The following is a 22,357-nucleotide window of genomic DNA, read 5'->3' as shown; positions in this document are numbered from 1 at the left end:
TGTTTGGAACATTTGGAACCGAGCCCTGAGCCCCATGCGATGAGTATGGCGTAGAACCGGCGTTAACGGTATTGAGTGGATATGCAGCATAATGCATATAAGCAGGGTGGTACCGCCGGAATTCCGGTCCCTATGAGGGATTGGATTTCCGGCTTTTTCTATCTTAAATAAGTGTAAAGGAGATACAGTCATGGCAAAGGACAAAAAATTAGTAGAAGCCATTACATCTATGGATGTGGATTTTGCACAGTGGTACACAGATGTAGTAAAAAAAGCAGGATTAACCGATTATTCCAGCGTCAGAGGATGCATGGTCATCAAACCGGCAGGTTATGCGATCTGGGAGAACATTCAGAAAGAGCTTGACCGTCGTTTTAAAGAGACCGGTGTAGAGAATGTATACATGCCAATGTTTATTCCGGAAAGCCTCTTAAATGTAGAGAAGGATCACGTGGAAGGATTTGCACCGGAAGTTGCATGGGTAACACACGGTGGATTAAACCCGCTGCAGGAGCGTCTCTGCGTACGTCCGACATCGGAGACATTATTCTGTGATTTTTATAAAAATGATATCCAGTCTTACCGCGATCTGCCAAAGGTATACAATCAGTGGTGTTCCGTTGTAAGATGGGAGAAAGAAACACGTCCGTTCCTTCGTTCCAGAGAGTTCTTATGGCAGGAAGGTCATACCGCTCACGCAACTGCTGAAGAAGCTGAGGCACGTACAGTACAGATGCTGAACCTTTATGCAGATTTCTGTGAGGAAGTACTGGCTATGCCAGTCATCCGCGGACAGAAGACAGAGAAAGAGAAATTTGCAGGAGCTGAGGCTACTTACACCATCGAGGCACTGATGCATGATGGAAAAGCACTGCAGTCCGGTACAAGTCATAACTTTGGCGATGGATTTGCAAAAGCATTCGGCATCCAGTATACAGACAAAGAGAACAAATTACAGTATGTACATCAGACATCCTGGGGTATGACCACACGTCTGATCGGTGCCATTATCATGGTTCACGGCGATGATTCCGGACTGGTTCTGCCGCCGCACATTGCACCGACACAGGTTATGGTAATCCCGATCCAGCAGAGAAAAGAAGGTGTTCTGGAGAAAGCACAGGAGATTCAGGAGCGTTTGGGCAAAGTATGCCGTGCAAAATTAGATGATTCTGATAAGAGTCCGGGATGGAAATTCTCTGAGCAGGAGATGCGTGGTATTCCGATCCGTGTAGAGTTAGGACCGAAAGATATTGAGAACAATCAGTGTGTACTGGTTCGTCGTGATACACGTGAAAAAACAGTTGTTTCTCTGGATGAAGTAGAGAATGTAGTTCCTGAGTTATTAGAGACCATTCAGAAAGACATGTTCGAGCGTGCAAAAGCACATCGTGATGCACATATTACAGATGCTCACAACTATGACGAGTTCTGTGACGCAGTAGAAAATAAACCGGGATTCATCCGTGGTATGTGGTGTGGAGACCGTGCATGCGAGGACAAGATTAAAGAAGAGACAGCAGCAACATCCAGATGTATGCCGTTTAACGATCAGGAGCATATTTCTGATGTATGCGTATGCTGTGGAAAACCAGCGAAAAAACTGGTTTACTGGGGTAAGGCATACTAGGAATCAGCAAAAACAGCTGATCCTCAGTATAGGAGATCGCACAGATTTGCAGAGGAAGATGTCATTTTGTGACTCAAATCTGGCGGGAAAAACGCAGAGACGTTTTTCTGTTAAAATAAAAATCAGCATGAGAAAATAAAAGTTCAGGAGGGTGCGTATGAAGATCGAGTTACCGGAAAAAGTAAAAACCGTCATTGGTGAGCTGAAAGCACATGGCTATGATGCCTATGCGGTAGGCGGTTGTATCCGTGACAGTATCCTTGGGCGCACCCCTGGAGACTGGGATATTACCACGTCTGCCAAACCGCAGCAGGTGAAAGCAATTTTTCCACGGACGGTGGATACCGGGATTCAGCACGGAACCGTAACAGTGCTGATGGATAAGGAAGGATTTGAGGTCACTACTTACCGGATTGACGGCGAATATGAGGATGCCCGTCATCCCAAGGACGTGATCTTTACGTCAAATCTGCTGGAAGATTTAAAACGCCGGGATTTTACCATTAACGCTATGGCTTATAATGATGAAACCGGTCTGGTGGATGCTTTTGACGGTATCGCAGACTTAAAGGCGAAGCGTATCCGCTGTGTAGGAGAGCCGACGGAGCGTTTTACCGAAGACGCCCTGCGCATGATGCGTGCGGTTCGTTTTGCGGCACAGCTTGGATTTACTATTGAAGATGCCACCCGTCAGGCAATCTGTGATATGGCGGAAAACCTGTCAAAAATCAGTGCAGAGCGGATTCAGGTGGAACTGGTGAAACTGGTGACATCCGATCATCCGGAGGAGATGAAAACTATCTATGATACCGGAATTGCTGCTGTGATCCTGCCGGAATTTTGTACCATGATGGAAACAGAACAGCATAACCCACATCACATTTATACGGTGGGAGTGCATACAATTCGCTCCATGCAGGAAATCCGGGCAGACAGAGTGCTGCGTCTGACTATGCTATTCCATGATGTGGCAAAACCGGTCTGTCGCACAGAGGATGAAAACGGAATCCATCATTTTCACGGTCATCCGGAAGTTGGAGCAGAAATGGCGCGTAAAATTCTGCGCAGACTGAAATTTGACAACGATACGATCCGAAAAGTAACCGCACTGATTCGGGCACATGACGATCGTCCGCCATTGAAAGGACGGGCAGTCCGCCGGGCAATCTTCCGCAACGGAACGGAGCAGTATCCGGAGCTTTTTGAGGTAAAACGGGCAGATATTCTGGCGCAGAGCAGCTTTTTACAGCAGGAAAAACTGCTTTACGTGGATCGCTATGAACATATGTATCGCCAGATCATAGAAAAACATCAGTGCCTGTCCTTAAAGGATCTGGCAGTAAACGGTTCCGACCTGATCGCAAGAGGGATTCAACCGGGCAAAGAGATTGGTGTAATCCTGCATGCGATGCTGGAACAGGTTCTGGAAGATCCGAAGCTGAATGAGAAAGAAGCGTTACTGGACTGGTACTTTAACTCAAATAAGTAAGTTCCTTGTGTTCCTTAGATAAAGTGATTTTTACATGAAACAATAAGAAATAAAGGACTTCATCACTAAGGCATAATTTAACACACCTCTTCATATGATTAAAAGAGTGCAAAACGGAAATCAATTGTACATTAATCATATAAAGGGGTGTTTTTGTGTATTATCAGGTGGAACAGGTTCTGGAAAAACAGGAACCGGAGATTGAAAAATTTTACAAGGGACGGGGGATTCTGATCTGTGAATCAAAACAGAATCTGTTCGCGCTGAAGGAATATACCGGCTCTTTACAGAAAGCAGAATTTTTGTACTGGCTGGGGATCTGCCTGGAGCAGCAGGGGATTCGCTGTGATGCGATGCTGAAAAATAAAGAAGGCGCACTGCTCACAGAAGGTGTGGATCATGTTTTTTATACATTTCACCGCTGGATGCGCGGGCGGGAATGTGAAGTAAATAACAGAGTCGATCTGCTGCTGGCAGTTTCGTTTCTGGCGCAGTTTCACCGAAGCTGCTGTGGGGAAGAATTTGTCCGTGTGTCAGAACAAAAAAATGTATCGGAGCAGAAAAATACGGAAAATGCGGAGGCAGACAGTAACGGAGGACTTTGTGTGGAATACCGCAAACACGACCGGGATCTGCGGCATATTCGCAAGTACATATTAAAGCGGAATAATAAAAGTGATTTTGAACGGTTGTTTTTACAGTTCTTTGATCAATTTTATCAGCAGTCAGAAACTGTGGTGGATTTTCTGGAAAAAGATCCCGAAAAGGATGGCGGATACACGGTGGGAATCTGCCATGGGGAAGTGAATCAGCATAATATTTTATTTACGCCGGATGGAGCGGCACTGATTCATCTGGAGCATGCCGGAGTCGGACTTCAGATTTCGGATCTGGGGAATTTTATGCGCAAGATCATGGAGAAAAATAACTGGAATGTGCGGCTTGGCATGGAGCTTCTGGAGGGATACCGCAGGAAACAGGAGCTGACGGCGCAGGATTTGCAAGGTCTTTATTACCGGTTGTCCTATCCGGAGAAATTCTGGAAAATTGCCAATCAGTATTACCGCACGCGGAAAGTGTGGGATTCCGGCAAAAATTACGAAAAATTGCAGAAAGAGATCCGGCAGAACCAGGCAAGAGGAGAATTTCTTGCGGTGTTGAAACAGGAATTATAAGAGAGCAGTTTTATGTGCAGATATGAGCGATATCTGCACGGATATGATGCGCGAACTGCAAAAAATTAGTTTCCAATTACTCACCGTTATGCTATAATAAACGTGTATGAGCAAAATATGCTCACATGATTGAAGTGAACACAGGAGGTTAATGTCATGGGTTACAGAGAAGCATATGAATCCTGGTTAAACAATCCTTATTTTGATGAGGATACCAAGCAGGAATTGCGTAACATTGCAAATGATGAAAAAGAGATAGAAGACCGTTTTTACATGGATCTTGAGTTTGGTACAGCAGGTTTGAGAGGTGTCATCGGTGCCGGAACGAACCGTATGAACGTTTATACCGTTCGTAAGGCTACACAGGGACTTTCCAACTACATCATTAAAGTAGGGGCTCAGGCAAAAGGTGTTGCAATTGCTTATGATTCCAGAAGAATGTCTCCGGAATTTGCAAATGAAGCAGCATTATGTCTGGCAGCAAATGGCATTAAGGCATATATTTTTGAGAGCCTCCGCCCGACACCGGAGCTGTCCTACGCAGTACGTTATCTTGGATGTACCGCAGGTATCAACGTAACAGCAAGCCACAATCCACCGGAATACAACGGATACAAAGTATACTGGGAGGATGGCGCACAGATCACACCGCCGCATGACAGCGGAATCATGGCAGAGGTAAAAGCTGTGACAGATTATGCAACTACCAAGACAATGTCCAAAGAGGACGCCGTTGCAGCAGGTCTGTATGAAGTGATCGGCGCAAATATTGATGATCCGTATATCGCAGAACTGAAAAAACTGGTTCTGAATCAGGATGCCATCAATGCCGTTGCAGATGATCTGAAAATTGTATACACACCACTTCACGGTACAGGAAATATCCCGGTTCGCCGTGTATTAAAAGAGCTTGGTTTCAAACACGTTTATGTAGTTCCGGAGCAGGAACTTCCGGATGGTGAATTCCCGACTGTAAGCTATCCGAACCCGGAAGCTGCTGAGGCATTTACTCTTGGACTTGGCATGGCAAAAGAGCTGGATGCAGATCTGGTACTGGCAACTGATCCGGATGCAGACCGTCTTGGCGTTTATGTAAAAGACAGCAAAACAGGCGAATATCATTCCCTGACCGGAAATATGTCCGGATGCCTGATCGGTGCTTATGAGATCAGTCAGAGAAAAGAAAAATACGGACTTCCGGCAGACGGAGCCTTTGTAAAATCTATTGTTTCTACAAACCTTGCAGATGCTATCGCAGCAGATTATGGTGTAAAACTGTATGAAGTTCTGACCGGTTTCAAATTTATCGGACAGAAGATGCTTGAGTTTGAGACAAAAGGAAACGGCACATACCTTTTTGGTATGGAGGAAAGCTACGGATGCCTTCCGGGTACATACTGCCGTGACAAAGATGCTGTTGTTGCATCTATGGCACTGTGTGAGGCAGCTGCATACTACAAGACACAGGGCAAGACTCTGTGGGATGCAATGCTGGATCTCTATGAGAAATACGGCTATTACAAAGACGATGTTAAAGCGATCACATTAAAAGGTATCGAAGGTCTTGCAAAGATCCAGGAGATCATGACAACACTGCGTGACAATACACCGGCACAGATCGGTGAGTACAAAGTGCTGAAAGCAAGAGATTACAAGAAAGATACCGTTACAGATCTGGCAACCGGTGAGGTAACACCGACAGGTCTGCCGAATTCCAATGTTCTGTATTACGAACTTCCGGATGCAGCATGGGTATGCTTCCGTCCGTCAGGTACAGAGCCAAAACTGAAATTCTACTATGGTGTGAAAGCAGATACCATGGAAGCAGCAGATGCCAAAGCAGCAGAACTTGGTGCCGCTGTTATGGCAATTGTTGAGCCAATGCTTGGCTAGAAGAAAACAGACTGTTTTTATGTTGAAAACTGTCTGGAAAACCGCTGAAAACGTGGTTTTCCTTGACAAATACAGGGAAAACAAGTATAAATAGTCTATATAATAAAAAAGAGAACACGTTTCGTTTTATAGGAGGACAATTATAATGAACAAGACAGAATTAGTAGCAGCTATCGCTGAGAAAGCAGAACTTTCCAAAAAAGACGCAGAGAAAGCATTAGCAGCATTCACAGACATCGTTGCAGATACTTTAAAAAACGGTGACAAAATTCAGTTAGTAGGTTTCGGTACTTTCGAAGTAGCTGAGCGTGCAGCAAGAACAGGAAGAAACCCACAGACAGGTGCTGATATGGAAATCCCGGCTTCCAAATCTCCGAAATTCAAAGCTGGTAAAGCATTAAAAGATATCGTAAACGCATAATTCGTCTGACGAAGTACAAATAAAAACGAAATAAAAAGCGATGTTTATTCAGAAATGAATGTGAACCGTTTTTATTAAGTAAAAATTTTGCAGATAAAAAGCAGATCATTGGGGGCATTCCGTTATGGGACATGCCCCCTTTTATCATCAGATCAAAAATGGAAGTAAACCATTGGTCTGAACAAGTCGAATTGGAGCAGATTATGAGATTAGACAAATATTTAAAAGTATCCAGACTGATCAAACGCCGCACCGTGGCAAATGAAGCCTGCGACGCAGGACGTGTCATGGTAAACGGTCGTGTGGCAAAGGCTTCTCTGGATGTCAAAGTGGGCGATGTGATCGAAATTGCCTTTGGAAACAAATCCGTACGTGCACAGGTGCTTCAGGTAGCAGATACTTCCCGTAAGGAAGAAGCAAAAGAGATGTTCAAATACCTGTAGAAACAATTCCCGATGGTGGAAAGTAAATGCATTTGTAGAAACCATCAGGAAGGATGCATGTATCAGTCATAAATACAGACGACCTCCCATATACTGGAAACAGTAAGGGAGGTTTTTTTATGGAAGAGAGACAGGCATCCAGACAACACAAGATAATCCTGACAAACCGCGGAACCTGTGCGTTGAATGGCATATCGGATATCTTATCCTTTGATGTAAATGAGATTTTACTGGAGACAGAAATGGGGATGTTGATGATCAGGGGCATGGACCTTCATGTGAACCGTCTGACGCTGGAAAAAGGTGAGGTGGATCTGTCGGGAAAAATTGATTCCATTCAGTATTCGGATGTAAACAAGGGAAAAGCATCACAGGGGGAGTCGCTTCTGGGGCGGCTGTTCAAGTAGATGGTAAGTCCGGGGATCATGCAGCAGGGCAGTCTGTTTTTGCATGCAATGGCGTTTGGCGTGGCATTGATCTTCTGTTACGATCTGCTGCGGATCTTTCGCAGAGGGGTTCCTCATGGAACCGTGTGGATCGCTGTGGAGGATATGTTTTTCTGGCTGATCAGTGCCTTTGTGCTGTTTCAGCTCATGTATGAGAAAAATGATGGAAAGCTACGCTGGTTTGTGATCATGGGCGTGCTGCTTGGCATGATCCTGTACAACGTGAGCCTCAGCCGGTTTGTGGTGCGTTTTGGAAGTTTCTTTTTCCGTCTGATTTTACGTGTGATCCGGGCAGTTATCATGGGCATTGTGAAGATATTACAGTTTCTGTTGAAGCCTTTGGGTAAATGTATCCAACGCACTTGCAGGACAGGTAAAAAAAGCAGTAGATATGTAAAAAAACAATTGAAAAAACTATACAAAACAGTTAAAATGGGTTTGTGTAAACTGTAGACGCAGGATATGAATAACAGAGGGTGAAAAGTCGTATGCGTAAAATGAAGCAGAAAAAGAAAAAACAGAATAGAACAGGTAAAATCTGCGTTTCCTGCGTGGTAGTTGTGCTGACCTTGATCATGTCCGTACAGATCATACATTTATACGGAGTGAATGAAGGGTACAAACAGGAAGAGAAGACCAAGAAAGAACAGTTACAGGCAGAGAAGGATCGGGCAGAAGAACTGAAACAGAAGGAAGCTTACGTCGGTTCCGAACAGTACATTATTGATACTGCCAAATCAAAACTGGGTATGACCTATCCGGATGAGATTGTTTTCAAAGAGAAATAAGCAAGACCATGAATTTTGAGTGATTTCAGGATTCATGGTTTTTTTAACTTCATAAACAGGTTCAAACCCTTCGATTCGATTCAAAATCCTTTCCGTGAACAGATTTTGCCGAAAACTTTTGCAAAACCGGACAAGGGTTTGACAAAGATTTTATAAGGATCGGACTAGAATGATTCCCTGAGCGGATTTAACCAAATAAGCTGCATGGCTGAAATTGGGTTATGAGCAGGTAGTATGAGCGGATGGTGAACATCTGCTTGATTATCAGGGAGGGAAAAATATGAAACGATTCGATCTGAAACAATTACTTTTGTGCATTGCCACGCTAGTATCGTCCCAGTTTGAACTGGCAGGCGTTTACCCGCTGATTCCGGCGATTTTTATGACTGGATTCTTAAGTGGCGTCAACCGCAGTCTGCTGTTTTTGTGCACCATGGGAGGGCTGATCATTCTGGCACCGGTGACGGTGCTGGTCAAATACGGTCTGATCGTGCTGTTGAGTACGGTGCTGATCCGTGGTGTGGAATGGTACAGCGGACATTGCAGGACGGTTCCGGCAGCGATCCTCACAGCAGGGATCACTGTGGCTGTTGGCATCGGATGGAGCAGTATGAAACTGCCGGGGACGTCGGCGGTTTTTATCCGAATATGTGAGGGAATCTTAGTATGCGGATTTATCTATGTGGTGACAAAACTGCTGTCACTGATTCCGGAGTGGGAGCCACGTTCAGCAGGAGAACTGCCGGTGTACGTCCCGGGCGGACAGCGGTTGAATGAGTATGCGGAATCTTTTGAAAAATTATCGAAGACGTTTCGGCAGATGAACCGCTATAAGGAAGATTTTACCGCGGAGGAGCTTGGACGGATGCAGACGGAGGTCACCGGAAGAATCTGTGCGTCCTGCAATCAGTGTGCAATCTGTTGGGAAGAAAATACGACACCGATGTATCAGGTGCTGTACCGCTTTTTGCAGGCATTGCAACGCGGGGCAGATGTCAATGAGAGTGCACAGGAACTGGAGCAGTATTGCCCGTACAAGGATGACATGATCGAACAGATCATGCTTGTGTTTGAAAAGGCGCATCTGAACATGGCGTGGTACAACCGTCTGCAGGAAAACCGGGATGTGATCGCGCAGCAGCTGGATGCCATGGCGTACATTATGGAGGACTGTGCCAATGAGGAACAGGACGTGACCGCACGGGAGGGAAAACTGGCAGCTACCATGCGTTACGCGTGGAAAGAGCGGGGGATCACGGTGGAGCAGCTTCGGATTCTGGAAAACAGTCATGGAAAGTGGCAGATTTATTTTCAGGGAAAAACCCGTGGCACAAAATGTATATCTGTGAAAGAAATGGCAAAAATAATCAGCAGTGTGAGTGGCAGAAGTTTTAAACCGGTGAAGGACAGTAAGGCGCTTCTGGGAGCAAAAAGCATGTCGCTGCTTTTCTGTGAAAGCTGCCGTCTGACGGCGTATTACGGTGTGGCAAAAGCCATCCGGGATGATGAGCAGGTATCCGGGGATAATTTTTCTTTTCAGATGCTGGATAACGGAAGCTGTATTATGAGTGTGTCCGACGGCATGGGAAGCGGTTATGCAGCTTGTAAAGAGAGCGAAATGGTGATAGATTTAATAGAGAAATTTATGGAAGCCGGATTTTTGCCGGATACTGCCCTTCGCATGATGAATTCTGCCATGGTGACACACGGGGAAAATAATCTGTTTTCCACAGTGGATCTGATGCGGCTGGAATTGGACAGCGGTATTGCAGAATTTTACAAGATCGGTGCGGCGGTGACGTTTATCCGCCATGGTGACGAAGTGCGCGTGGTGGAACAGAGCAGTCTGCCGGTGGGGGTGTTTGCCGGACAGAAAGTGCCGAAGATCACACAGAAACTGGAAAACAGTGATTTTGTGGTGATGGTGACGGATGGCGTGTTAGAACATCTCCATGTGGAGAATGCAAATCAGACGATGCAGGAGATCATTCGCGCGGTCACAACCAACAATCCGGCGCAGTTTGCCAGAGAGGTATTAGACCAGGTGCTGCTTTTTACCGGTGGTCGTGTGCGGGATGACATGACGATCCTGACAGCCGGGATCTGGGAGCGATAGGTCGAAAAAGATGCTGACAGCTGGAATCTGGGAGCGGTAGATGGGAAGAAGATACCGACAGCTGGAATCTGGAGCGATAGACGGAAGGAAGAAGATGCAAAAGAAAATACAAATATTTATCAGACAATATCATATGATAGAAGAAAACGATCATGTGGCAGTAGGGGTATCCGGGGGCGCAGACTCCGTCTGCCTGCTGCATCTGCTGTGCGAACTGCGAAAATGCATGCATTTTCGCCTGACAGCGGTGCATGTGGAGCACGGCATCCGCGGCGCGGAAAGTCTTGCAGACGCGGCATTTGTCAGGCAGCTTTGCGCAGACTGGAACGTGCCGCTGCACACATTTTCGGTGGATGCGCTCCACCAGGCAAAAACGCAGCATCAGTCGCTGGAGGAAGCGGCGCGGGAGCTGCGTTATCGCTGTTTTTATGAGGCTTGCCGAAAATGCGGTGCAAACCGTCTGGCAGTGGCACACCATGGTGATGACTGTGCCGAGACGGTACTGTTTCATCTGAGCCGCGGAACGGGGCTCAGAGGACTGTGCGGCATTGTTCCGGTGCGGGAACTGCCGGAACAGAAGCTGACGCTGATCCGTCCGCTGCTCTGCGTGACAAAGGCAGAGATTGAGGCGTATCTGGAACAGATCGGGCAGGAATATCGGACGGACAGCACGAATGCGGATGTGACTATGAGCCGCAACCGGATCCGCAGTCAGGTATTGCCGCAGCTTTGTGAGGTGAATACTGCCGCTGTGCCGCATATCGTGCGCACCGCGGGCTATCTGGAAGAAATCTGTGAATATCTGGATGAAGCGGCGTGGGACGCAGGCAGTGCGTATATCACATATGAAAGGGAAAAAAATAAAATTGTAAAAATTCGTTTGCAGAGACAAGGCATATTAGCCATGCCAACGGTATTGCAGAAAAATCTGATCCACCGTCTGCTTGGCGAACTGGCAGGCAGCAAAAAAGATCTGACCGCAGCTCACATGGAATCCGTGCAGGCACTTTTTACCGCTCAGGTAGGTAAAAGCGTATGTCTGCCTTATGGAATCCGTGCGTATGCGGATTATGAGCAGATTGTGTTGCAGAAGGAATTCGGACAGAAAAAACAAACAGACCAGACAGATCGGAACAATCGAAAAAAGCAAAGTGCTAAAAATAAAGCAGAGAAAAAGACAAGGGAACATGAACTTGTGATTCCAGGGGAATGTATTTTAGAATCCGGGGAACATATTACGACAAAAATCCTGGAATTTGATGGAAATTTTCAACAAATTCCGGAAAAAACATGTACGAAATGGTTTGATTATGATAAAATCAAAGATACTGTTCAGATAAGAACACGCCGTCCGGGAGACTATCTGCAGGTGCAGGCAGCGGGGGGCCACAAGAAACTGAAAGATTATCTGATCAACAGTAAGATTCCGAAAGAGGAACGGGATCAGCTGTTGCTGCTGGCAGAGGGAAGCCATATTTTGTGGGTGATCGGTCAGCGCATCAGTGAAGCATACAAGGTAACACAGAAGACAAAGCACATTTTTGAAGTGTGTATACATGGAGGAAAAGAGAAAAATGAGTGACAAGATTCGTGTTATGTTTACCGAAGAAGAAGTAAACAACAAGATCAAAGAGCTGGGAGCACAGATCAGTGCTGACATGAACGGTGAGCCGGTAAAGATCATCTGCATTTTAAAAGGTGCAAGTTTCTTTGCGTGTGAGCTGGCAAAACGCATCACTGTTCCGGTTTTCATTGATTTTATGTCTGTATCCAGCTATGGTGACGGAACAGAGTCTACCGGCATCGTGCGTATCATCAAAGATCTGGATGATTCCATCGAAGGAGAAAATGTACTGATCGTGGAGGATATCATTGATTCCGGTCGTACCTTAAGCTATCTGGTAGAAAATTTAAAGAGCCGTGGAGCAAAAAGCGTACGTCTCTGCACACTGATGAGCAAACCAAGCCGTCGTGTGGTAGAAGTACCGGTTGATTATATCGGATATGAGATTCCGGATGAGTTCGTCGTAGGCTATGGCCTGGATTATGCACAGAAATATCGTAACCTGCCGTATGTAGGCGTGGTAGAGAACGACTAATCTCAGTGCGAATGCTGGTTGCAAAATGATTGCGTTCATGAGCAGGCAGTGAAAGTGGATTGAGAATGTCCGTTTTACATGAGAATCCCGCTTTTGAAAGTGGAAAGGAATAACTCTTGAAATATGAAAAAGGAGGGCTTTGAAAATTGAAACGTAATTTTAGAGGCCTTGGAATATATGTCTTTATTTTCCTGATCATTGTGTTTGTATGGCGTGCCTTTGGCAGTAACGGTCTGAACACAAATACCTGCACCATGACAGAGTTTCAGCAGGAACTGGACAGTGATCAGGTTAAATCCATTGTGATCCGTCAGAATGAAGAAGTTCCGACGGGTAATCTGACGATTGTATTAAATGACGGAAGCCGCGAACAGATGAGCGTTTCCGATGTCAAAGAGATTGAAAGCATGCTCAAAAAAGCAAATTTTGAGGATTATACGCTGAAGGATGTACCGGGAGAAAATGTATGGATTCAGCTTCTTCCTACATTGCTGATGGCGGGAGTCCTGATCTTCTTTATTATGAGCATGTCCGCACAGTCCGGTGGCGGCAGCAATTCCAAAATGATGAATTTTGGCAAGAGCCGTGCGAAGATGACCATGGGCGAAAATGTCAATGTCAAATTCAGTGATGTAGCCGGATTGAGTGAGGAAAAAGAGGAACTGGAAGGAATGGTTGATTTCCTGAAAGATCCTGCCAAGTATACAAAACTTGGTGCACGTATCCCGAAAGGTGTCATTCTTGTGGGACCTCCGGGTACCGGTAAAACTCTAATCGCAAAGGCAGTAGCCGGAGAAGCGGGCGTACCGTTCTTCTCTATCTCAGGTTCTGATTTTGTGGAAATGTTTGTCGGTGTCGGTGCTTCCCGTGTCCGTGATATGTTCGCAGAGGCAAAAAGACATGCACCGTGTATCGTATTTATCGATGAGATCGATGCAGTGGGACGCCGTCGTGGAACCGGCATGGGCGGTGGACATGACGAGCGTGAGCAGACCTTGAACCAGATGCTGGTTGAGATGGATGGTTTCGGAGTCAATGAAGGAATCATCGTGATCGCAGCAACAAACCGTGTCGATATCCTGGATCCGGCGCTTCTCCGTCCGGGACGTTTCGACCGTAAAGTATATGTTGGCCGTCCGGATGTGGGCGGTCGTGAGCAGATTCTGAATGTACATGCGAAAAACAAACCGCTGGCAGATGATGTGGATCTCAAACAGATCGCACAGACTACCGCAGGATTTACCGGAGCTGATCTGGAAAACCTGTTAAATGAGGCTGCTATCATCGCGGCAAAGGACAAACGGATGTACATCTGCCAGAATGATATCAAACGCGCATTTATCAAAGTTGGTATCGGTGCAGAGAAGAAGAGCCGTGTTATTTCCGAAAAAGAGAAACGGATCACAGCGTTCCACGAAGCAGGTCATGCGATTCTGTTCCACCTTCTGCCGGATGTGGGACCGGTTTATACCGTGTCTATCATTCCGACGGGCGCAGGAGCAGCGGGTTATACCATGCCGCTTCCGGAAAAAGATGAAATGTTCCGCACAAAGGGACAGATGCTGCAGGAGATCATCGTGGACTTCGGTGGCCGTGTGGCAGAGGAACTGATTTTTGAAGATGTCACCACAGGCGCATCTCAGGATATCAAGCAGGCAACTGCCATGGCAAAAGCGATGGTTACCAAATATGGTATGTCAGATGATGTCGGAATGATCTGCTATGATGATGACGAAGAAGTATTTATCGGCAGAGATCTGGGACACACCCGCGGTTACAGCGAGAATGTGGCTGCCAGAATCGACAGCGAGGTAAAACGTATTCTGGACGAGTGCAGCAATAAAGCACGCCAGATGATCCGTGAGAACGAGGATGTATTGTATCGCTGCGCAGAGCTTCTTCTGGAAAAAGAAAAAATCGGACGCAGTGAGTTTGAAGCATTATTTGAGGCAAAAGCCGATGATGTGATAACCGTTGACGGAAAAGAAGTGGAAATGTCTGCTGAGTAAAAAAATGTGGAATATGTATAGAAATTGTGCGTATTACCGCGTGATTTGGAGAAGGTGACTGAGAGGTAATTGGCAAACTGCACAAAAAGTGGATTGGAAAATTGTGAACTTTATGCACACTTATTTATGGGAATTTGCTATTATAATACCTGTAAATACCCCCAATACATTATATAGTTTTTTGCTACCCCCATAGTAAAAAATACCTTCTCCTTTTAAAGAGACAGCAGATCGACAGGCTGTCTCTTTTATTTTTTTGATAAAATGAAAGTTATTGAAAAAATACGAAATCGGGAAATCTTTTCTCAGCAGCTAATCATTCGTTACCTTCATTTCGCAAGAGTTTTATCGCGCTCATTTCCAGCTCCTATAAATGCTGGTCGCTTCCCATTCGCGCAAAATCTTGTGAAATTCAGTCACTCACTAAATCGCTTGCCGAGAAAAGATTTCCCGATTTCTTATGTTATGCAATAAATATTCATAACGAAGTTATTTCGATTCAAATTTATGTGAAACATGGTGTGTGATTCATCTGTTACATATACATATATTGTAGTTATAGAAAGATACTTATTCTAAAAGGAAAATTAGTCTGATTGCAAAAAAATACTTTTGACCAAGTTTTGTGGCTGCTATTGCATTATGAGCAGGTAACGGAAGTTGTTTATGAATATTAGATTGATTTGAATTTAGGGTAAGTAAATACTTGAGGGAAAAAGAAATGAAATATGATTCAGTTCAGAAGTTTAACAGTGTAGAGAATTACATTCTGCAAATGCGTCCAATTTTGAGAAAGAGAGCGTTGTTCTCAGACGGAACGTCAGATTATCGGATTCCGCCGGAGCCGAAGGCGGGAGAGCATGTGAAACTCCGTTTTCGTACGGCGGCAGACAATGTAGATCTAGTTGTGCTCTGTCACGAGGACGAGCGGATCGAGATGCAGATCGCAGATCGGGAAAGTGATTTTGATTATTATGAAGCTGAGGTTCAGGTTGGAAATGAGCCTTATAAGTATCATTTTGAAATTGTTTCCGGTATGCTTCGCTGTAGTTATGACCGGGCAGGTGTTGCACGGGAATACCGTCCGCAGTATGAATTTTGTATCATCCCGGGATTTTCAACACCGGAGTGGTCAAAAGGTGCGGTTATGTATCAGATTTTTACAGACCGCTTCTATAATGGAGACAAATCCAATGATGTAAAGAGCGGCGAATATTACTATATTAACCGCCAGACAAAGCAGGTAGAGAACTGGGACAAATGTCCGGAAGATTTTGATGTGGCAAATTTTTACGGCGGTGATCTGCAAGGTGTTTTAGACAAGATGGACTATCTGGAAGAACTGGGCGTGGAAGTTATCTACTTCAATCCGTTGTTTGTATCCGCTTCCAGCCACAAATACGATACACAGGATTATGACTATATTGATCCGCATTTTGGTGTGATCGTAGAGGACGGTGGTGAGCCGCTGCCGGAATGGTGTAACGATAATTCACAGGCGTCTCTTTACAAAGCGCGTGTGACGAATAAAAAGAATCTGGAAGCCAGCAATGAGCTGTTTATCAAGCTGGTGGAGGAAGCACATAGCCGTGGCATGCGTGTGATCCTGGATGGTGTGTTCAATCACTGCGGTTCCTTTAATAAATGGCTGGATCGTGAAAAAATTTATGACGATGCCGCAGATTTTGAGCCGGGTGCGTTTGCGACAAAAGACAGTCCGTATCACAGTTATTTCCATTTCCAGAATGACGATGCTTTTCCGAATAATGTGACGTATGAAGGCTGGTGGGGACACAATACTCTGCCAAAGCTGAATTATGAGGAATCTCCGGAATTAGAAGCCTATGTACTGGGTGTTGCGAAAAAATGGGTTTCTCCGCCGTATAATGCCGATGGATGGCGTCTGGATGTGGCAGCGGATCTGGGACACAGTCAGGAATACAATCACCGGTTCTGGAAGAAATTCCGAAAAGCAGTCAAAGAGGCAAATCCGGAGGCGCTGATCCTTGCGGAGCATTATGGAGATCCGAAAGAATGGCTGCAGGGCGATCAGTGGGACAGCGTTATGAACTATGATGCGTTCATGGAACCGCTGACCTGGTTTTTGACCGGTATGGAAAAACATAGTGACGAATACAAAGATTACATGTTAGGTAATATTGAAAATTTTGAAAATGCGATGACACACTATATGGCAAGTTTTGGAACACCGTCTTTACAGTGCGCGATGAATCAGCTTTCCAATCACGATCATTCCCGTTTCCTGACACGTACAAACCACAAAGTCGGTCGTGCAGTCAATCTGGGAACACAGGCGGCTTCCGAAGGAATCAACAGAGGTGTCATGAAAGAAGCTGTTATTGTGCAGATGACATGGCCAGGCGCACCGACACTGTATTATGGTGATGAAGCAGGCTTATGTGGATTTACCGATCCGGATAACCGTCGTACTTACCCTTGGGGCAAAGAAGACAAAATGCTGATTCGTTTCCATCGTGATATGATTCGGATTCATCGTGAAAATCCGGCGTTTTGTACCGGTTCGGTGAAGTTCCTGCATGGAGACCGAAATATTCTCTGTTACACACGTTTCAATCGCGAACAGCAGTTTATTATTGTTATCAACAATGATGGTTATACAAGAAGTATTGAGGTCGGTGTGTGTGGAGCCGGAGTACCGAAAAGCTGTCAGCTGACACAGATCATGTACTCCACAGAAGATAATTATTCCATGGCACCCGTGGTTTATCAGGTGGAGGGAAGCTACCTCAATCTGACTTTGCCAAAATATTCTGCGGTAATTTTACGACATCTTACAGGAGAGGACTAAAAAGACACACATAAATCATAATGTAATCTTACGGAAATAGTTGTATGAAATGAGGATATATGGTATATTTTGGAAATAGACAAAAGGAAATTGTGACGGCTGTCTGATGCGTAGACCGGATGTGTTTCTAACATGCCAACGCGAGTCCAAACAAACCGCATATCCTCAAGAAATCAGAACTTTATTGTAAAAAGTGTTTGTACATGTTACAATGTGAGCGCAAAGAGTCAGATGAAATCAAATAGTATACATCTGCCACACAATAAAAAATAAGAATAACGTATAATTACTTGCCCGTATAATACGCAGCGCTCATGCAGCACAACGTGCAAAGACGAGATTAAGGAGGATAATGTTATGCTGGAGAACGACTTGACTAATATTGAAATGCTGATAATGAAATGTATTTGGGATACCCCTGAAGAACTTGCCCTGTCACAATTGGTAGCAATGGTAAATGAACGGTTTGAGAAAAGCTGGAAGCCTCAGACTATTTCTACTTATTTAGCACACCTGGTTCGTAAAGGATACCTGAGTATGCGCAGAAAGGGAAAAGTATTCCTTTATCACCCGGAAGTATCCGAAGAAAGTTACAGATCCTCTCAGATCGATGAACTGGTTAATTACTGGGGAGATCCGGGTACACCGACAGAGTTCCTGTCCGCATTATTTGTGATAGGAGACAGCGAAAGTGAATCCGACGAGGATTTAGAGGACTTAAGAAAATTATTGGATGAGTTGGATTAATTTCTTCTTTTTTGTAATCATTTTAAATACGGTTACCGGAACGGTTGCATATCTGTTATGCAAGCTGTTGACACGGATCGCAGAGAAAGCCGGTGCAATTCGGGTGATATATCCGATGTACCGGCTTGTGATGATTTTCTACACGATCCCATTTGGTTGGATATATATTTATATCAAATGCAATCGTGTATATGGATCGTACGGGATTGGTGATAGTTTTTTCGGTACTCCGATCATATTTTGGATTATACAGATAGCTTTGATCGTTTGGCTCATAGGAATGGTATGTGTAATTGTTCGTAAGCTGAAGGAGAGTTATGAAGAACGAAAAGCACATGAGCTGAAAATGAAAAATAATATGCCATTTCGTGCTGATGAATATCGTGCTATGCTCAGCAGAATGTATCCACACAGAAATTGGAAAAGAACACAGTTTTGTACAAATTTTCTGACGAGATCACCTGTGGTAGTTGGAAAATTTTCCCCGGTTATCATAATTCCGGAAAGAAAGTATTCGGAATTTCAGATACAGGTGATTTTGATGCATGAAGGAATGCATATCGTTCGGCTGGACAATCTTGCAAAGCAAATATCAAGTGTTCTTATATACATAAACTGGTTCAATCCATATCTGAAATCATATACAAAAGAACTGGATGAATGGGCAGATATTGCTTGTGATATTAGTGTATGTAAGCGTTTTTTAGGTGGAAACTCTAAAGAATATTATATTGCACTAATGGCAGCAAAAACTTCCGGGCATTCCGTTGTTAACCCTTTTGTCTCACATCTGAATAAGAGTAACGAGTCTATCAAGAGGAGAATGATGTATATGAAAAAATGGAAAGACAGTAGATCGAAAAAATTTGTTAGTGCAATCTTAATGGTAGCTTTGATTATGGGGAGTTCTGTAACTGCTTTTGCTGCAAGCGGACAGGTGGCTGATCAGCAGGATTATGTATACTGCGAGACACGTGAAGTAGATGTTAAAGATGTGTACACTGATAGCAATTTGGAAGTTGTTGAGATTCCGGCAGATCAGGTAGACGAAGATAAATGGGAAAATGCTATTGTGTATGATGAGAGTTTATTAGAACCATTAACTGTGCAGAAGAATTTTTCATGGACAGTTCCAGCGGAAAGATTTGCACGTTCAGCAGGATTTATAAAACAAAAAGGTGGACAGATTATAATATCTTGTTACATTAATTCAGTGTTAAATCATCGTGTTGGTATACGCAGACCGAATGGTTCTATGTTGTGTGTATTAGGTACACATCAGGTAACAGCTACTTTCCCATGTGAAACAACCGGAACATATTATGTGTTTGTAGAGAACATGGGAAGAGTTGATATTACTGCTGCAGGTTATTACATCCGCTAATCTTTTACAATCAAAATGAAAAGAATCTATGATTTCATAATGGTTTGAAAGAGTCGTTTCAATCTGACAAAAGTGAAATAAGTATATGTGGGAGTGTGAAGAACAATAAAAAGTTTTTCACACTCTTTTCTTTTTTGTGTACTTTTGCAATCTGCATACTTCACAACTGAACAGTAATTCGTTCATTTTTTGGGAAAACACGAAAAAACTTGTCGAATCCTGTCGACAAGGTCCGGGAACCTGAGAAACTTGCCGAAAATACCTTGAAAAACACGACTACATTGATAAAATAGTTGCAACAGAACACGGATGAGTTCTGAAAATACTACAGTTAGAGGAGACTTGAGATGGAGAAGAAAGTATCAATCAGAGATATCGCAAAACTGCATGTATCACAGCAACTTGAACGGAAAAAAGCAATATTATTGAATTTGGAACTGGATACGTGTATGAGAGCAGGAAAAGAGTGGATTCCGATTCCGGGGATTTTTACGTGGGAAGATCGAAAACGTTATGAGATGGATCAGAAGATTATGCTTCCGAATGGTACTTTTACGAAACAATTCTCTCTGCCGAATTATTTTCGGGGAGAAAACGCATATGTAACGCGAGGCAGGCATATACAGGAGCAGGACATGCTGACAGAAATGGAACAGATTCCGGGTGTGGAGCCGGAATATTATGGAGATGGAAGCGAATGGCTGGCATTTACCAGCAATTTTGACCAGGCGTTGTTACATGCTTGCTGTAAATGGGATAAAGATGCCAGGGAATGGCGTCCACTGACAGAAGATGAGATACATAAGCCGGAAAAAGAAGGCGATGCGGATTATCGTTACGGTGTGATCTATATGGCAAAGGCAGATGATGAGCGTTTTTCAGGAAAAGCAGAATGTTCTCCGGCCTGTCACGTGATGACTCCGGCAGGGATTCTTGCAGAACGCGGTCAGCGGCAGTATACGTTTGCGATGAGGATGCAGAAAGAAGATACGTTGCAGGAGGATGCATGTTTTGACCGTCTGATCTTTGAACACACGGAGGATTTTTGTAGAGATGTGTGTGAATTAATGACCGGGTTAAAGAAATTTTAATAAATTTTACAGTTGTGTTTTTATTGCCATTGGGGTATGATATTTTCATGTATGTGATCACTGATTGCATAAAATAAGCAGTTTTGCAATCTTGTTAAGTGCTGTTCTTTATATATATAACTTTATGTAATAAGATAAAGAATGACTTGTATAGCGGGATAAACAATAGAATGCTTAATACGTTGCAGAAGAGAAAATAAAAGTGAAGAAAACATGGAGATAAGATATGGCAAAAGGCAAGAAAATTTCCAAGAAACAGAGAAGAAAGAGAAAATTAATTCTGTTTATCGTTGAGATTATTATTTTGATTATTGTAGCTGGTGCGTTATATGTTTACAGCAAATTGAACCTTATTAACAGAAAGGAACTGGATCAGTCCAAAGTTGGAAAAAATGAGGTTTCAAAAGAAACACAGCAGACGTTTAAAGGAAATACGACCATCGCGTTGTTTGGTGTGGATAACCGTGATCAGGGCGTATATGATACCGGTAACAGTGATGTTATTATGGTTATGAACATTAATAATGAAACGAGGGAAGTAAGTCTGGTATCTGTATATCGTGATACTTACCTGAATATTGCAGGTGAAGGAGAGGAAGAAAAATTCCGTAAAGCCAATGCGGCATATTCAGCAGGTGGTGCGGAGCAGGCAGTTACTATGCTGAACCGTAATCTGGATCTGGATATTGACAATTACGTGGCATTCGATTTTAAATCTGTTGCGGAAGCAATTGATATCCTTGGTGGTGTAGAGATTGACATTGAAAGTCAGGCAGAGATGGATTATCTGAATGACTACATCTCATACACCAGTGAATATGTTGGTGGAAGCGATGAGATGATCGATCATCTTGGAAAACAGACTCTGAATGGTGTACAGGCAGTATCTTATGCACGTATCCGTTATACAGCAGGTGGAGATTTCAAACGTGCAGAGCGTCAGCGTCGTGTTTTAAATGAATTGATCAAGAAAGCAAAAGATGCAAGTTTAAAGGAACTGGATGAGCTGGTAAGTACAATCTTCCCGGAGATATCTACCGATCTGACACAGCAAGAGATTTTTAGTATGATGCCTGTAATGTTGAAATATGATATGGCAAACAGTGGTGGTTTCCCGTATGATAAGACGACAGATACACCAAGTAAAAAGATTGGAAGTATTGTAATCCCATGTGATCTTGAAAGCAATGTTATTCAGTTACATAAGCAGCTTTTTGGAACAGAGGATTATCAGCCGTCTGAGACAGTACAGTCTTACAATGATACGATCATTGATCTGACGGGTAAGACAACGAAAGATTCAGAGACAGATCAGTTCAGTGATCAGGATGATTTCTTTGGAAATGGAACACAGCAGAATAGCAATAATTCAGGAGATGGAGGAGCAGACAGTTCTGCAAGTGATTCACAATGATAAAATTGTATATTTGTCCCGAATGTGGATGGATGCGAACCGTATCCCGGAGGGCAAATGTGGAGTGTTTTAAATGCTCCAATGTTGAAATGGTTCCAGTGAAGCTGGAATATACAAAATATGTGCAGATGTCTGGCGAAGAACGTGAGAATTACGTGGAAAGTTGGATGTACATACATAGTAAAAAGAAGAAATAATGTTATACATGAGTCTGTGGCAGTTGCTACAGGCTCATTTTTTGACCATATATAGCTATAATAAGTTTAGGGAAGAAGTATGTCAGTTTGAAAAATGTGCAGCTTATATAAAATCAGATTATGGGTAAAGGAAAAAGGTCATCTCAGTCTGAGTTGAGACTCCCACTTCTGCAAGTGGTGAGTAG

The 22,357-nt window shown here is 43.9% G+C and carries 18 protein-coding genes; all 18 read left to right on the top strand.

Annotated features, from left to right (window positions below):
- The first annotated feature begins 190 nt into the window (after positions 1–190).
- The gene (gene proS / locus LG34_RS11480; protein WP_109216179.1) at positions 191–1,630 is read left to right on the top strand and encodes a proline--tRNA ligase; all 1,440 of its coding nucleotides are present in this window, start codon (positions 191–193) and stop codon (positions 1,628–1,630) included.
- A 157-nt stretch (positions 1,631–1,787) separates the two neighbouring features.
- Positions 1,788–3,119, top strand: a complete 1,332-nt coding sequence (locus LG34_RS11475) for a CCA tRNA nucleotidyltransferase (protein WP_109216178.1) — start codon at positions 1,788–1,790, stop codon at positions 3,117–3,119.
- A 155-nt stretch (positions 3,120–3,274) separates the two neighbouring features.
- A complete protein-coding gene (locus tag LG34_RS11470; RefSeq protein WP_109216177.1) occupies positions 3,275–4,294 on the top strand; it encodes a phosphotransferase in 1,020 nt (339 codons plus the stop codon).
- Between the two features lie 156 nt (positions 4,295–4,450).
- Positions 4,451–6,187 (top strand): phospho-sugar mutase, encoded by a 1,737-nt coding sequence (locus LG34_RS11465; RefSeq protein ID WP_109216176.1) that lies wholly within the window; start codon positions 4,451–4,453, stop codon positions 6,185–6,187.
- Positions 6,188–6,332: 145 nt separating this feature from the next.
- A complete protein-coding gene (locus LG34_RS11460; RefSeq protein WP_109216175.1) occupies positions 6,333–6,608 on the top strand; it encodes an HU family DNA-binding protein in 276 nt (91 codons plus the stop codon).
- 203 nt (positions 6,609–6,811) lie between these two features.
- Positions 6,812–7,051 carry an RNA-binding S4 domain-containing protein gene (locus LG34_RS11455; RefSeq protein ID WP_109216174.1) on the top strand — a complete coding sequence of 80 codons (240 nt, stop codon included), beginning with the start codon at positions 6,812–6,814 and terminating at the stop codon, positions 7,049–7,051.
- A gap of 119 nt (positions 7,052–7,170) precedes the next feature.
- Positions 7,171–7,458, top strand: coding sequence for a sporulation protein YabP (gene yabP / locus LG34_RS11450; RefSeq protein WP_109216173.1), 288 nt, complete (start codon positions 7,171–7,173; stop codon positions 7,456–7,458).
- The gene (gene yabQ, locus LG34_RS11445) at positions 7,459–7,950 is read left to right on the top strand and encodes a spore cortex biosynthesis protein YabQ (RefSeq protein WP_109216172.1); all 492 of its coding nucleotides are present in this window, start codon (positions 7,459–7,461) and stop codon (positions 7,948–7,950) included.
- 35 nt (positions 7,951–7,985) lie between these two features.
- Positions 7,986–8,285 (top strand): septum formation initiator family protein, encoded by a 300-nt coding sequence (locus LG34_RS11440; RefSeq protein WP_109216171.1) that lies wholly within the window; start codon positions 7,986–7,988, stop codon positions 8,283–8,285.
- Positions 8,286–8,565: 280 nt separating this feature from the next.
- Entirely contained in the window at positions 8,566–10,401 is a 1,836-nt protein-coding gene (locus LG34_RS11435; protein ID WP_109216170.1) for a SpoIIE family protein phosphatase, read from the top strand.
- A gap of 40 nt (positions 10,402–10,441) precedes the next feature.
- Positions 10,442–11,983: a tRNA lysidine(34) synthetase TilS gene (tilS, locus tag LG34_RS11430; protein WP_109216169.1), complete on the top strand. Its 1,542-nt coding sequence runs from the start codon at positions 10,442–10,444 to the stop codon at positions 11,981–11,983.
- On the top strand, positions 11,976–12,500 hold the full coding sequence (gene hpt, locus LG34_RS11425) for a hypoxanthine phosphoribosyltransferase (RefSeq protein ID WP_109216168.1): 525 nt from the start codon (positions 11,976–11,978) through the stop codon (positions 12,498–12,500). Before tilS ends, hpt begins: the two co-directional genes overlap by 8 nt.
- Before the next feature lie 146 nt (positions 12,501–12,646).
- Positions 12,647–14,509: an ATP-dependent zinc metalloprotease FtsH gene (gene ftsH / locus LG34_RS11420; RefSeq protein ID WP_109216167.1), complete on the top strand. Its 1,863-nt coding sequence runs from the start codon at positions 12,647–12,649 to the stop codon at positions 14,507–14,509.
- A 721-nt stretch (positions 14,510–15,230) separates the two neighbouring features.
- Positions 15,231–17,339, top strand: a complete 2,109-nt coding sequence (locus LG34_RS11415; RefSeq protein ID WP_109216166.1) for a glycoside hydrolase family 13 protein — start codon at positions 15,231–15,233, stop codon at positions 17,337–17,339.
- A 357-nt stretch (positions 17,340–17,696) separates the two neighbouring features.
- Positions 17,697–18,086 (top strand): BlaI/MecI/CopY family transcriptional regulator, encoded by a 390-nt coding sequence (locus tag LG34_RS11410; RefSeq protein WP_109216165.1) that lies wholly within the window; start codon positions 17,697–17,699, stop codon positions 18,084–18,086.
- On the top strand, positions 18,073–19,470 hold the full coding sequence (locus LG34_RS11405; protein WP_109216164.1) for a M56 family metallopeptidase: 1,398 nt from the start codon (positions 18,073–18,075) through the stop codon (positions 19,468–19,470). The genes LG34_RS11410 and LG34_RS11405 overlap by 14 nt, the downstream gene beginning before the upstream one ends.
- A gap of 347 nt (positions 19,471–19,817) precedes the next feature.
- Entirely contained in the window at positions 19,818–20,561 is a 744-nt protein-coding gene (locus tag LG34_RS11400) for a hypothetical protein (RefSeq protein ID WP_109216163.1), read from the top strand.
- Positions 20,562–20,787: 226 nt separating this feature from the next.
- On the top strand, positions 20,788–21,975 hold the full coding sequence (locus LG34_RS11395) for an LCP family protein (RefSeq protein WP_109216162.1): 1,188 nt from the start codon (positions 20,788–20,790) through the stop codon (positions 21,973–21,975).
- Positions 21,976–22,357 lie beyond the last annotated feature (382 nt).

The organism is Eubacterium ramulus, from assembly GCF_003122485.1.
Classification (GTDB): domain Bacteria; phylum Bacillota; class Clostridia; order Lachnospirales; family Lachnospiraceae; genus Eubacterium_I; species Eubacterium_I ramulus_A.
Note: the sequence above shows the minus strand (reverse complement) of the source record. Positions and strands in the feature narration are given on the sequence as shown.